Here is a 12,047-nt window from a genome sequence, read left to right as displayed (position 1 = left end):
GTGGCCCGGAGTTCAGCGACCCGTCGGCCGGAGGACGGCCCCTCTGCCGACCGAAGGTCAGCCATCCGTCGCCCGAGTTCAGCGACCCGTCGGCCCAGGTCAGCCGACCCGTCGGCCGTTCTCCAGCTCGATCGGTCCCGAGCCGTCCGCCAGTGCGTCCAGTCCGGCCAGGACCCGGTGGCCGAGGGCGCCCAGCAGATGGCCGGTGATCTCCTCGCGCGCCACCAGCCGCCAGGACAGCAGCTCCTCCTCCTGCAGCCGGATCGCCTTGAGGTCGTCCTCGTCGAGGACCCCGCCGTCGTAGAGATACGCCACCAGCGGCGGCCGGCCCGGCCCGACCACCCAGTCCACCGCGAGCAGCCGCCCGAGCGGACGGTCGAGACCGATCTCCTCCAGCGTCTCGCGGCGCGCGCCCTCGCGGGGCGTCTCGTTCCGGTCGGACTCGATGGTGCCGCCCGGCAGCGCCCAGCCGTCGCGGTAGTTGGGCTCGACGAGCAGGACCTGCCCTCGCGCGTCCCGGAAGAGGGCGGCGGCGCCGGCCAGGACACGGGGCAGGGAGGCGATGTACGCGGCGAAGTCGGAGGCGCTGGAAGCAGTCACCCCAGCAGGGTAACCAGCGCCGTCGCCCGCTCCCCCCGCCCGCGACCGCACGCGCCCGGCCATGGCGCCCCGATGCACTCGCACACCCACCCGCACGCCCCCGCGCGCCCCCAGGCCTTCGCGTCCCCTTCGCGCCCCTTTCGCCTCCCCCTACGTCTCCACCAACCGCACCGTCCGCTCCGCCAGCTCGCTGATGCGGGCCCCGTCGAAGCCGAACACCGCGCTGTGCACGGTGTCCTCCAGCGGGTCCGTCCAGTGGGCCGGGATCGCCCGTGCCCCGGTGAGGACGCCGGCCACCGAGCCCGCCGTGGCGCCGTTGGAGTCGGTGTCCAGTCCGCCGCGGACCGTGAGGGCGAGGGTGCGGGTGAAGTCGCCGTCGCCGTAGAGCAGTCCGGCGGTGAGGACGGCAGCGTTCGGGACGGTGTGGATCCAGCCGAGACCGGATGTCTCGCCGCCGATCGTGGCGAGGGTGTCCTCCCAGCTCAGGCCCGTGTCGTGGAGGGCGGCGACCCGGCGCACGGTCCGGGCCAGACGGCAGCTCGCCGGGATGACGGCCATCGCCTCCTCGAGCGCGCCGCGCACCGTCGGCGCGGTGAACGCCGCCGCGATCAGCGCGGCCGACCACATGGCCCCGTACACCCCGTTCCCGGTGTGCGAGAGCACCGCGTCCCGGCGGGCGAGGGACGCGGCGCGCCGCGGGTCGCCGGGGCTGGTCCAGCCGTAGACGTCGGCGCGGATGAGGGCGCCGATCCACTCCTGGTAGGGGTTGTCGTACGTCGCCGTCAGCGGCGGTCTGATGCCGCCCGCGAGGTTGCGGTAGGCGGCGCGCTCCGCGGTGAACGTCTGCAGATACGGCAGCCGCAGCAGCCACAGGTCGCCGACCTGCTCGGTGGTGAAGGCGAAGCCGTGGGTCTCGAGCAGGTCGAGGCCGAGGATCGCGTAGTCGACGTCGTCGTCGCGGCAGCTGCCGTGCACCCGGCCGCGGACACAGCTGCGCCATTCGGGCCGCAGCCGCCCGCGGTCCTCCTCGGTGGCGGGCTCGGGCAGATAGTCGGTGAGGGGGAGCGCGCCGGCGCGGCGCAGATAGCCGTCGATGCGGTCGCGGGTCCACACCTCGCCCTGTTCGACCGGTTTGCCGAGCATGTTGCCGGCGATACGGCCCAGCCAGCCGCCGAGCACACGGTCGGCGAGGTCGGGCCCGGTGGTCTCAGCCGTCCCCACGGGGGTCATGGCTCCGGTTTACCCGATTCCGGGCGCCCTCGCGCGGTTTTCGGCGTCCCCCACAGACGGCCCTCAGACTGTTCCAGGGTGCGGGCAACGCATGACGGCGGGGGCGTCCTCCGGTTAAGGTCGCAGCGGCGCGACTGGCCCTGACGTGCGCGGGGCCCGGAGAGCAAGGGGATGGAAACGGTGGCGGACGCTGCAACGCAGGGCACCCGACGACGGGTGCTCGTGGCCGCGGACAAGTTCAAGGGGTCGCTGACGGCCGTACAGGTCGCCGAGCGGGTGACGGCCGGGCTGCGCCGGGCCGTGCCGGACGTCGAGGTGGAGGCGCTGCCGGTCGCCGACGGCGGCGACGGCACGGTCGACGCGGCGGTCGCGGCCGGGTTCGAACGCCGGGAGGTACGGGTCGCCGGTCCCCTCGGGCACGAGGTCACGGCCGCGTTCGCGCTGCGCGGCGACACCGCCGTGGTGGAGATGGCGGAGGCGAGCGGTCTGCAGCGGCTGCCGGCCGGTGTCTTCGCCCCGCTGACGGCCTCGACGTACGGCTCCGGAGAGCTGCTGCGGGCCGCGCTGGACGCGGGGGTGCGGACGATCGTGTTCGGGGTCGGCGGCAGTGCGACCACCGACGGCGGCGCGGGCATGCTGTCCGCGCTCGGGGCCCGGTTCCTGGACGAGGACGGCGAGCCGGTGGCGCCGGGCGGCGGCGGACTCGCGGACCTGGACCGCGTCGACCTGTCCGGCCTCGACCCCCGGCTGTCCTCCGTGGAACTGGTCCTCGCCAGTGACGTGGACAATCCGCTGACCGGCCCGAAGGGCGCCCCGGCGGTGTACGGGCCGCAGAAGGGCGCCTCCCCGGACGACGTGGAGGCGCTGGACGCGGCGCTCGCGCACTACGCGAAGGTGCTGGAGGCGGAGGTGGGCCCGCAGGCCGCGGGGTACGCGGCCGCGCCGGGCGCCGGCGCGGCGGGCGGCATCGGCTACGGCGCCCTGCTGCTGGGCGCCCGGTTCCGGGCCGGAATCGAGGTGATGCTCGACGTGCTGGGCTTCGCGCCGGCCCTGGAGCGGGCGGAGCTGGTGATCACCGGCGAGGGCTCGCTGGACGAGCAGACTCTGCACGGCAAGGCCCCCGCGGGGGTCGCGGCCGCCGCCCGCGCGGCCGACAAGGAGGTCGTCGCGGTCTGCGGACGGCTGGCCCTGCCGCCGGAGGCCCTCGGCCGTGCCGGGATCCGCCGGGCGTACCCCCTGACGGAGCTCGAGCCGGACGTGGCGGCCTGCATCGCCGACGCCGGCCCGATCCTGGAGCGGGTGGCCGAACGGATCGGCCGCGACTTCCTGACCTGAGCCGGGGTCGGGGCAGCGGGGTCAGCCCGCCGCCCAGGTCCCTGAAGTAGCTGCCGGTGCCGAGGCCGTACACCTTGCCGTTCTTGAACCACTGCTTCGAGATCTGGTGGACGGTCTTCGCGGTGGTCTCCCAGACCAGGGAGTGGCCGGCGCCCTCGAGGCAGAACATCAGCTTCTTCGGTCCCTTGACGGCCGCGTAGAGGGCCGGCACGGAGAAGCGCAGGATGTCGGGGAAGGCCGCCGGGCTGTTGGCCGTCCGGTCCAGCTCGCCGTAGACGATCGCCACGGGAACCCGGTCGCCGAGCACATGCGTGCCGGCCGGGTTCTCGTACGGCGCGGTCTGGTTGTTCCAGCCCACCAGTAGGTGTTCCGGTACCGCAGGACGCCCTAGTACTCGCCCGGCGTCTCCTCGGGCCCCCACTTGCTGCCCACGGGGTCGTTGTCCGTGCAGGCGTCCCACACGCGGTCCTCGATGCCGGGTTCCCACAGGGCGGGGGTGCTGCTGAGCGACGCCTTGACCTCGGTCTTGCCGGCGACGTGCATCGGGAAGCCGAACATGGAGGCCGGTGTGGACACCGGCAGCGTCTGGGCCCCGGGCGGGTGTCCGAAGGGGTGGTCGGGCTTCTCCGACCAGCGGCCCTTCGGCGGGAAGACCGGGGCCAGCAGGAACAGGCTCTCCACGTCGTCCGGGTGCTTGAGGGTGTGGGGACCCATCACGAGCGCGCCCGCGGACCAGCCGACGAGGCGGACCGGCCTGTCCCTGCCGGGCAGCCCCCTGATGTACTTCACCACCGCACCCACCTCCGCCTCCTCGCTCTCGGAGTTGCCGAGCTGGTGGGGGTACGGGGGCGGGCAGGACGCCGGGAGGGGGGTTGGGGACGAGGAGCAGGTGCCCGCGAGTTCCTGCGCCCAGCTGTACCGGGTGGGGGAGCCGCCGGGGACCGGCGGGAGGTCGAAGCCCGGGAGCGCCGGCACACTCCTGCCGTGCAGCATCAGGACCGGCTTGCGCGAGTAGTTGACGGGTCAAGGGCACACGGCGGACGCCCTTGAACCCGAAACGGGTGTGGCCCGAGCCGGAAGGGCTCGGGCCACACCCGTGTGCGGTGAGGGAGGGTCAGGGCAGCTGGGCCGCCCGTGCCTCGCGTCGGTTGTCGCGGAAGTTGTTCACCCGGCGGGCCGTGGCGAACAGCGGGATCACCGCGCCCATGACCAGCTGCAGCGCGCAGCCTGTCTGCAGGAGCAGCTGGCCGCTCGGGGCGTCGAACGCCCAGGCCGCCAGCAGACCCATCGACAGCACGATCCAGGAGAGCATCGCGCCGGCGAGGCGGCCCCGCGGCTTGGGGTACTCGACCCGGCTCACCATCAGCCAGGCGGTGCCCAGGATGGCCAGGAGCGTCGCCACGAACGGCAGCTCCAGCAGCACGATCGAGACGACGGTGAGCGCGCCGAACGGCGAGGGCATGCCCTGGAACATGCCGTTGCGCGGTGTCACGCACGAGAATCTCGCCAGGCGCAGCACCACGGCCAGCAGGACGACGATCGCGCCGAGCGCGGCCACCCGCTGGTGGGCGTCGTCGGCGACCATGCCGTAGACCAGGACGAAGTACGCCGGGGCCAGTCCGAAGCTGATCAGGTCGGAGAGGTTGTCCAGCTCCGCGCCCATGGGGGAGCTGCGCAGCTTGCGCGCGACCAGGCCGTCGAACAGGTCGAAGACGGCCGCGCAGAGCATCAGGATGACCGCCGTGGCCGCGCTGTGGCGGGCCATGCCGGTCTCCTGGTCCCCGGTGAGGTGCGGGATCAGGATGCCCGTGGTGGTGAAGTACACCGCCATGAAGCCGCACGTGGCGTTGCCGAGGGTGAGGGTGTCCGCTATCGACAGACGCAGCGAGAGGGGCATCTCCTCCTCGTCGTCCGCGTCGTCGGCCTCGGGCACCCAGCCCGCCTGGGTCTCAGGGTCAATCACGGTCAATGCGAGTCACCCCCGCCACGGTCTTCTGCCCGACCTCGACCGCGATCTCCACGCCCTCGGGCAGGTAGATGTCGACGCGCGAGCCGAAGCGGATGAGGCCGATCCGGTCGCCCTGCTCGACCTTCGTGCCCTCGGGGAGGTAGGGGACGATGCGGCGGGCGACGGCACCGGCGATCTGGATCATCTCGATGTCACCGAGCTCGGTGTCGAAGTGCCAGACGACGCGCTCGTTGTTCTCGCTCTCCTTGTTGAACGCCGGAACGAACCCGCCGGGGATGTGCTCGACGGACGTGACCGTGCCGGAGAGCGGCGCGCGGTTGACGTGGACGTTGAGCGGGCTCATGAAGATCGCGACCCGGGTGCGCCCGTCCTTCCACGGCATGATGCTCTGCACCACTCCGTCGGCGGGGGAGATGACCCGGCCCGAGGCGATCTCGCGCTCGGGGTCGCGGAAGAACCACAGCATGCCCGCCGCGAGAGCGGTGGCGGGTACGGCGACGGCCTTGGCGACGCCCGAGCGGCGGGCGCGGACCAGGCTGACGGCTGCGGTGGCGACGGTCGGCAGAAGCCACGGCGATGCTCCGCGCGCGAGGCGTGCGCCTACCAGGCGGTCGCGGTGTGCAGAGGTTTGGCTGTGGGGCATGGATGACCTTCGTAGCGGACGATGCCGCGCTTCGACGGGGGACGGCGGCTTTCCGGCGATCGTAGCGGTTCGGGGGCGCAACTGGGTAAGCCAGGAAGCCGAGTCGACGGCCGGGGGAAGTTGACGGGGTGTGATCTTCTTCTCGAAGAAAACACCCCCAACCCGGACATCTAGCCCTGGAACCGATACTCTTCGAGCAGTCGGCGCCCGATGATCATTTTCTGGATTTCGGCGGTACCTTCACCGATCAGCAGCATCGGGGCCTCGCGGTAGAGGCGCTCGATCTCGTACTCCTTGGAGAAGCCGTAGCCGCCGTGGATCCGGAAGGCGTCCTCCACGACCTCCTTGCAGTACTCGGAGGCGAGGTACTTCGCCATACCGGCCTCAAGGTCGTTTCGTTCGCCGGAGTCCTTTTTGCGTGCCGCGTTCACCATCATGGCATGCGCGGCCTCGACCTTGGTAGCCATCTCGGCGAGCTTGAACTGGATCGCCTGGTGCTGGGCGATCGCCTTGCCGAACGTGTGCCGCTGCTGTGCGTACTGGATGCCCAGCTCGAAGGCACGCTGAGCGACGCCGCAGCCACGCGCCGCCACGTTCACGCGTCCCACCTCGACGCCGTCCATCATTTGGTAAAAACCTCGGCCGGTGACCCCGCCGAGCACCCGATCGGCGGGAAGCCGCAGGCCATCCATGATCAGCTCGGTGGTGTCGACGCCCTTGTAGCCCATCTTCTCGATCTTGCCGGGGATCGTGAGGCCGGGGCGGACCTCTCCGAAGCCGGGCTCCTTCTCGATCAGGAAGGTCGTCATCGACTTGTGGGGCGCCGTGCCCTCAGGGTGTCCTTCGTCACTTCTGACCAGAACGGCCACCAGGGACGACGTACCGCCGTTCGTCAGCCACATCTTCTGACCGTTCAGGACGTACTCCTCGCCGTCCTTCACCGCCTTCGACGTGATCGCCGACACATCCGAGCCGAGGCCCGGCTCCGACATCGAGAACGCGCCCCGGATGTCGCCGGCCGCCATCCGCGGCAGGAAGTGGTCCTTCTGCTCCTGCGTGCCGTGCTGCTTGAGCATGTACGCCACGATGAAGTGCGTGTTGATGATCCCGGAGACGGACATCCAGCCCCGGGCGATCTCCTCGACGCACAGCGCGTACGTGAGGAGCGACTCGCCCAGGCCCCCGTACTCCTCGGGGATCATCAGGCCGAACAGGCCGAGTTCCCTCAGGCCGTCGACGATCGCCTGCGGGTACTCGTCGCGGTGCTCCAGCTCGGTGGCGACCGGGATGATCTCCTTGTCCACGAAGTCGCGGACGGTGGAGAGGATCTCCTGCTGGATGTCCGTCAGACCGGCGGTCTGGGCAAGTCGCGCCATGGCTACTTCTCCTGCTGCTTCGGCTCGGGGCGGCCCGGCTGCTCGCCGCCGCGCTCCTTGATGTACGTCTCGGTCGGCACCATCACCTTGCGACGGAACACGCACACGAGCGTGCCGTCCTGCTTGTAGCCCTTGGTCTCGACGTGGACGATCCCGCGGTCGTTCTTCGACTTCGACGGCCACTTGTCCAGCACGGTCGTCTCGCCGTAGATCGTGTCGCCGTGGAAGGTCGGCGCCACGTGGCGGAGCGACTCGATCTCCAGGTTGGCGATCGCCTTGCCGGACACGTCCGGCACGGACATGCCGAGCAGGAGCGAGTAGATGTAGTTCCCGACCACGACGTTCTTGCCGAAGTCCGTGGTGTTCTCGGCGTAGTTGACGTCCATGTGGAGCGGGTGGTGGTTCATGGTGAGGAGACAGAACAGATGGTCGTCGTACTCGGTGACCGTCTTGCCCGGCCAGTGCTTGTACGTCGCCCCGACCTCGAACTCCTCGTAGGTGCGTCCGAACTGCATCGTCACGCCTCCGGGATCTCGAACGCCGACGTGCGCTTCATGCCGGCCGCGCGGCCCTTGCCCGAGACGACCAGCGCCATCTTGCGGCTGGCCTCGTCGATCATCTCGTCGCCGAGCATCGCCGAGCCCTTCTTGCCGCCCGCCTCGGACGTGTAGTAGTCGTACGCGTCCAGGATCAGCTCGGCGTGGTCGTAGTCCTCCTGCGAGGGCGAGAAGATCTCGTTGGACGCCTCGACCTGGCCCGGGTGCAGCACCCACTTGCCGTCGAAGCCGAGCGCGGCGGCGCGCTGCGCGACCTCGCGGTAGCCGTCGACGTTGCGGATCTGCAGGTAGGGGCCGTCGATCGCCTGGAGGTCGTTGGCGCGGGCGGCCATCAGGATCTTCATCAGGATGTAGTGGTAGGCGTCCGCCGGGTAGCCGGGCGGCTGCTCGCCCACGACCAGCGACTTCATGTTGATCGACGCCATGAAGTCGGCCGGGCCGAAGATGATCGTCTCGATGCGCGGGGAGGCCTGCGCGATCTCGTTGACGTTGTTCAGGCCCTGGGCGTTCTCGATCTGCGCCTCGATGCCGATCTTGCCGACCTCGAAGCCCATGGTCTTCTCGATCTGGGTCAGCAGCAGGTCCAGGGCGACGATCTGCTGCGCGTTCTGCACCTTCGGCAGCATGATGCAGTCGAGGTTCGGGCCGGCGCCCTCGACGACCGTCACGACGTCACGGTACGTCCACTCGGTCGTCCAGTCGTTGACGCGCACGACCCGGGTCTTGCCCGTCCAGTCGCCCTCGTTGAGGAACTTGACGATGGTGTGCCGCGCCTCGGGCTTGGCGAGCGGGGCGCACGCGTCCTCCAGGTCGAGGAAGACCTGGTCCGCCGCCAGGTCCTGCGCCTTCTCCAGGAAGCGGGGGTTGCTGCCCGGGACCGCGAGACACGAGCGGCGCGGACGCAGACGGTTGACGGTCATGCGGGGACCTCCAGGGGGTCGAGCTTGTTCGCTTTGCGGATCTCGTCGACGATGCGGCCGATGATTCCGGTGATGTCGAAGTCCTTCGGGGTGAAGACGGCGGCCACTCCGGCGGCCCTGAGTTGCTCGGCGTCACCATTGGGGATGATGCCACCGGCGATCACCGGTATATCTGTGGCACCGGCCACACGGAGCCGTTCCAGCACGTCCGGCACCAGTTGCGCGTGCGAGCCGGACAGGATCGACAGGCCCACCGCGTGCACGTCCTCGGCGAGCGCCGCGTCCACGATCTGCTCCGGGGTGAGCCGGATGCCCTGGTAGACCACCTCGAACCCGGCGTCCCGCGCGCGCACGGCGATCTGCTCGGCACCGTTGGAGTGCCCGTCCAGACCCGGCTTGCCGACCAGGAAGCGCAGCTTGCCCGCGTTGAGGTCCTTGGCCGTCGACTCCACCCTGCGGCGGACCTCCGCCATGGCCGAGCCCTCCTCGGCGGGGACCGCCACCGGCGCCGAGGAGACCCCGGTCGGCGCCCGGAACTCACCGAACACCTCGCGCAGGGCCCCGGCCCACTCACCGGTCGTGACCCCGGCGCGTGCGCACTCCAGGGTGGCCTCCATGAGGTTGTCGGTGCCCTTGGCGGCCTCCTTCAGCCGCTCCAGCGCCTTGCAGGGCCGCGGGTGGTTGAACGGCGGCTGGTAGCGGGTGTCGCGCCAGGTCTGCAGCGACGAGATGACACGGGCCTCGACAGCCGGATCGACTGTCTGGATGGCCGTGTCGAGATCGGCCGTCAAGGGATTCGGCTCGGTCGTATTGAAGATGTTGACGCCGACGATCTTCTCTTGACCGGACTCAATACGAGCCCGCCGCTCGGCGTGCGAGGAGACCAGCTGCGACTTCAGGTAGCCGGACTCCACGGCGGCCATCGCGCCGCCCATCTCCTGGATCCGCGCGATCTCCGCGAGGGACTCCTCGACGAGCTTCGCGACCTTCGCCTCGATGACGTGCGAGCCCGCGAAGATGTCCTCGTACTCCAGCAGATCGCTCTCGTGCGCGAGGACCTGCTGGATGCGCAGCGACCACTGCTGGTCCCAGGGGCGGGGCAGCCCCAGGGCCTCGTTCCAGGCCGGCAGCTGCACGGCACGCGCGCGTGCGTCCTTCGACAGCGTCACGGCCAGCATCTCCAGCACGATCCGCTGGACGTTGTTCTCCGGCTGCGCCTCGGTCAGCCCGAGCGAGTTGACCTGGACGCCGTACCGGAAGCGGCGCTGCTTGGGGTTCTCGATGCCGTACCGCTCGCGCGTGACCTGGTCCCAGATCCGCCCGAACGCCCGCATCTTGCACATCTCCTCGACGAAGCGGACGCCCGCGTTCACGAAGAAGGAGATCCGGGCCACGACGTCACCGAACTTCTCGGCGGGGACCTGCCCCGAGTCGCGCACGGCGTCGAGCACCGCGATCGCGGTGGACATCGCGTACGCGATCTCCTGGACCGGCGTGGCGCCCGCCTCCTGCAGGTGGTAGCTGCAGATGTTGATCGGGTTCCACTTCGGGATGTGGGAGACCGTGTACGCGATCATGTCCGTCGTCAGGCGCAGACTCGGCCCCGGCGGGAAGACGTGCGTGCCCCGGGACAGGTACTCCTTGACGATGTCGTTCTGGGTCGTGCCCTGGAGCCGGGTGATGTCCGCTCCCTGCTCCTCGGCGACGACCTGGTAGAGCGCCAGCAGCCACATGGCGGTGGCGTTGATCGTCATCGAGGTGTTCATCTGCTCCAGGGGGATGTCCTGGAACAGCCGGCGCATGTCACCGAGATGGGCCACCGGCACACCGACCCGGCCGACCTCGCCGCGGGCGAGGACGTGGTCGGAGTCGTAGCCGGTCTGCGTCGGCAGGTCGAACGCCACCGACAGGCCCGTCTGGCCCTTGGCGAGGTTGCGCCGGTACAGCTCGTTGGACGCCTCGGCCGTGGAGTGACCGGCGTACGTGCGCATGAGCCACGGCCGGTCCTTCTCCCGCGCGCCTTCGGCGGGCTGACGCTCAGTCATCTATGACCTCGGGTGTCTCAGATGTTGCGGAAGCGGTTGATGGCGTCGAGGTGCTTGGCGCGCATCTCCTCGTCGCGCACGCCGAGGCCCTCCTGGGGGGCGAGGCAGAGCACGCCGACCTTGCCCTGGTGGAGGTTGCGGTGCACGTCGTACGCGGCCTGGCCGGTCTCCTCCAGGGAGTAGACCTTCGACAGGGTCGGGTGGATCTTGCCCTTCGCGACGAGCCGGTTGGCCTCCCAGGCCTCGCGGTAGTTGGCGAAGTGCGAGCCGATGATCCGCTTCAGGGACATCCACAGGTAGCGGTTGTCGTACTCGTGGTTGTAGCCCGAGGTGGACGCGCAGGTGACGATGGTGCCGCCCTTGCGGGTGACGTAGACGGAGGCGCCGAAGGTCTCGCGGCCGGGGTGCTCGAAGACGATGTCGACGTCCTCGCCGCCGGTCAGCTCACGGATGCGCTTGCCGAACCGCTTCCACTCGCGCGGGTCCTGCTCCTGCTCGTTCTTCCAGAACCTGTAGCCCTCGGCGTTGCGGTCGATGATCGCCTCGGCGCCCATGGCCTTGCAGATCTCGGCCTTCTGCGGCGAGGACACGACACAGATGGGGTTGGCGCCGCCGGCCAGCGCGAACTGGGTGGCGTACGAGCCGAGTCCGCCGCTCGCGCCCCAGATCAGGACGTTGTCGCCCTGCTTCATGCCGGCGCCGTTGCGGGAGACCAGCTGCCGGTAGGCGGTGGAGTTGACCAGGCCGGGGGCGGCGGCCTCCTCCCAGCTGAGGTGGTCCGGCTTCGGCATCAGCTGGTTGGACTTGACCAGCGCGATCTCGGCGAGGCCACCGAAGTTGGTCTCGAAGCCCCAGATGCGCTGCTCCGGGTCGAGCATCGTGTCGTTGTGGCCGTCGGACGACTCCAGCTCGACGCTGAGGCAGTGCGCGACGACCTCGTCGCCCGGCTTCCAGGCGTTGACGCCGGGGCCGGTGCGCAGGACGACGCCCGCGAGGTCGGAGCCGATGATGTGGTACGGCAGGTCGTGCCGCCTGGTCAGCTCGCTGAGCCGGCCGTAGCGCTCGAGGAAGCCGAAGGTGGACAGCGGCTCGAAGATCGAGGTCCACACGGAGTTGTAGTTGACCGAGGAGGCCATGACGGCCACCAGGGCCTCGCCCGGGCCGAGCTCGGGAAGCGGCACCTCGTCGAGGTGGATCGACTTGCGCGGGTCCTTGTCGCGGGTCTCGAGCCCGGCGAACATCTCCGTCTCGTCCTTGTGGACGGTGATCGCGCGGTACGACTCGGGAAGCGGCAGGGCGGCGAAGTCGGCCGGCGTCGCGTCCGGCGACTGGATCGCGTCCAGGATGTCCTGAGTGGTCACGGTGTTGCCTC

11 protein-coding genes are annotated in these 12,047 nt (G+C 70.2%); 1 reads left to right on the top strand and 10 read right to left on the bottom strand.

Annotated features, from left to right (window positions below; translation table 11 throughout):
- Positions 1–99: 99 nt before the first annotated feature.
- Positions 100–600, bottom strand: coding sequence for an NUDIX hydrolase (locus ABZ464_RS05065; protein ID WP_359271081.1), 501 nt, complete (start codon positions 598–600; stop codon positions 100–102).
- Positions 601–750: 150 nt separating this feature from the next.
- Positions 751–1,830, bottom strand: coding sequence for an ADP-ribosylglycohydrolase family protein (locus ABZ464_RS05060; RefSeq protein WP_359271078.1), 1,080 nt, complete (start codon positions 1,828–1,830; stop codon positions 751–753).
- A 216-nt stretch (positions 1,831–2,046) separates the two neighbouring features.
- Between ABZ464_RS05060 and ABZ464_RS05055 the strand changes: the two genes are divergently transcribed.
- Positions 2,047–3,165, top strand: coding sequence for a glycerate kinase (locus tag ABZ464_RS05055; protein ID WP_359271432.1), 1,119 nt, complete (start codon positions 2,047–2,049; stop codon positions 3,163–3,165).
- 387 nt (positions 3,166–3,552) lie between these two features.
- Here the strand turns inward: ABZ464_RS05055 and ABZ464_RS05050 are convergent, their stop codons facing one another.
- From ABZ464_RS05050 to ccrA, 8 genes are all read right to left on the bottom strand, one after another.
- Positions 3,553–4,158: an alpha/beta hydrolase gene (locus ABZ464_RS05050; RefSeq protein ID WP_359271075.1), complete on the bottom strand. Its 606-nt coding sequence runs from the start codon at positions 4,156–4,158 to the stop codon at positions 3,553–3,555.
- 121 nt (positions 4,159–4,279) lie between these two features.
- Entirely contained in the window at positions 4,280–5,134 is an 855-nt protein-coding gene (pssA, locus tag ABZ464_RS05045; RefSeq protein ID WP_359271072.1) for a CDP-diacylglycerol--serine O-phosphatidyltransferase, read from the bottom strand.
- Positions 5,121–5,777 carry a phosphatidylserine decarboxylase gene (locus ABZ464_RS05040; protein WP_359271069.1) on the bottom strand — a complete coding sequence of 219 codons (657 nt, stop codon included), beginning with the start codon at positions 5,775–5,777 and terminating at the stop codon, positions 5,121–5,123. Before ABZ464_RS05040 ends, pssA begins: the two co-directional genes overlap by 14 nt.
- A gap of 170 nt (positions 5,778–5,947) precedes the next feature.
- Positions 5,948–7,153, bottom strand: a complete 1,206-nt coding sequence (locus ABZ464_RS05035) for an acyl-CoA dehydrogenase family protein (RefSeq protein WP_359271067.1) — start codon at positions 7,151–7,153, stop codon at positions 5,948–5,950.
- A gap of 2 nt (positions 7,154–7,155) precedes the next feature.
- Positions 7,156–7,668 (bottom strand): MaoC family dehydratase, encoded by a 513-nt coding sequence (locus ABZ464_RS05030; RefSeq protein ID WP_359271429.1) that lies wholly within the window; start codon positions 7,666–7,668, stop codon positions 7,156–7,158.
- A 2-nt stretch (positions 7,669–7,670) separates the two neighbouring features.
- Entirely contained in the window at positions 7,671–8,630 is a 960-nt protein-coding gene (locus tag ABZ464_RS05025) for a CoA ester lyase (protein ID WP_359271064.1), read from the bottom strand.
- Positions 8,627–10,675: a protein meaA gene (locus ABZ464_RS05020; protein WP_359271062.1), complete on the bottom strand. Its 2,049-nt coding sequence runs from the start codon at positions 10,673–10,675 to the stop codon at positions 8,627–8,629. The genes ABZ464_RS05025 and ABZ464_RS05020 overlap by 4 nt, the downstream gene beginning before the upstream one ends.
- A 17-nt stretch (positions 10,676–10,692) precedes the next feature.
- On the bottom strand, positions 10,693–12,036 hold the full coding sequence (gene ccrA, locus ABZ464_RS05015) for a crotonyl-CoA carboxylase/reductase (protein ID WP_359271059.1): 1,344 nt from the start codon (positions 12,034–12,036) through the stop codon (positions 10,693–10,695).
- Between the last annotated feature and the right edge of the window lie 11 nt (positions 12,037–12,047).

Origin of the sequence: Streptomyces sp. NPDC005820 (assembly GCF_040630255.1) — a bacterium.
GTDB lineage: Bacteria > Actinomycetota > Actinomycetes > Streptomycetales > Streptomycetaceae > Streptomyces.
The sequence above is the reverse complement of the archived record's forward strand: the minus strand, read 5'-3'. Positions and strand labels throughout refer to the sequence as shown.

Excerpts from the sequence above, each read along its gene's own strand:
- ABZ464_RS05060 (WP_359271078.1), bottom strand. The coding sequence starts at position 1,830 with ATGACCCCCGTGGGGACGGCTGAGACCACCGGGCCCGACCTCGCCGAC.
- ABZ464_RS05050 (WP_359271075.1), bottom strand. The coding sequence starts at position 4,158 with ATGCTGCACGGCAGGAGTGTGCCGGCGCTCCCGGGCTTCGACCTCCCG.
- ABZ464_RS05040 (WP_359271069.1), bottom strand. The coding sequence starts at position 5,777 with ATGCCCCACAGCCAAACCTCTGCACACCGCGACCGCCTGGTAGGCGCA.
- ABZ464_RS05035 (WP_359271067.1), bottom strand. The coding sequence starts at position 7,153 with ATGGCGCGACTTGCCCAGACCGCCGGTCTGACGGACATCCAGCAGGAG.
- ABZ464_RS05030 (WP_359271429.1), bottom strand. The coding sequence starts at position 7,668 with ATGCAGTTCGGACGCACCTACGAGGAGTTCGAGGTCGGGGCGACGTAC.
- ABZ464_RS05025 (WP_359271064.1), bottom strand. The coding sequence starts at position 8,630 with ATGACCGTCAACCGTCTGCGTCCGCGCCGCTCGTGTCTCGCGGTCCCG.
- ABZ464_RS05020 (WP_359271062.1), bottom strand. The coding sequence starts at position 10,675 with ATGACTGAGCGTCAGCCCGCCGAAGGCGCGCGGGAGAAGGACCGGCCG.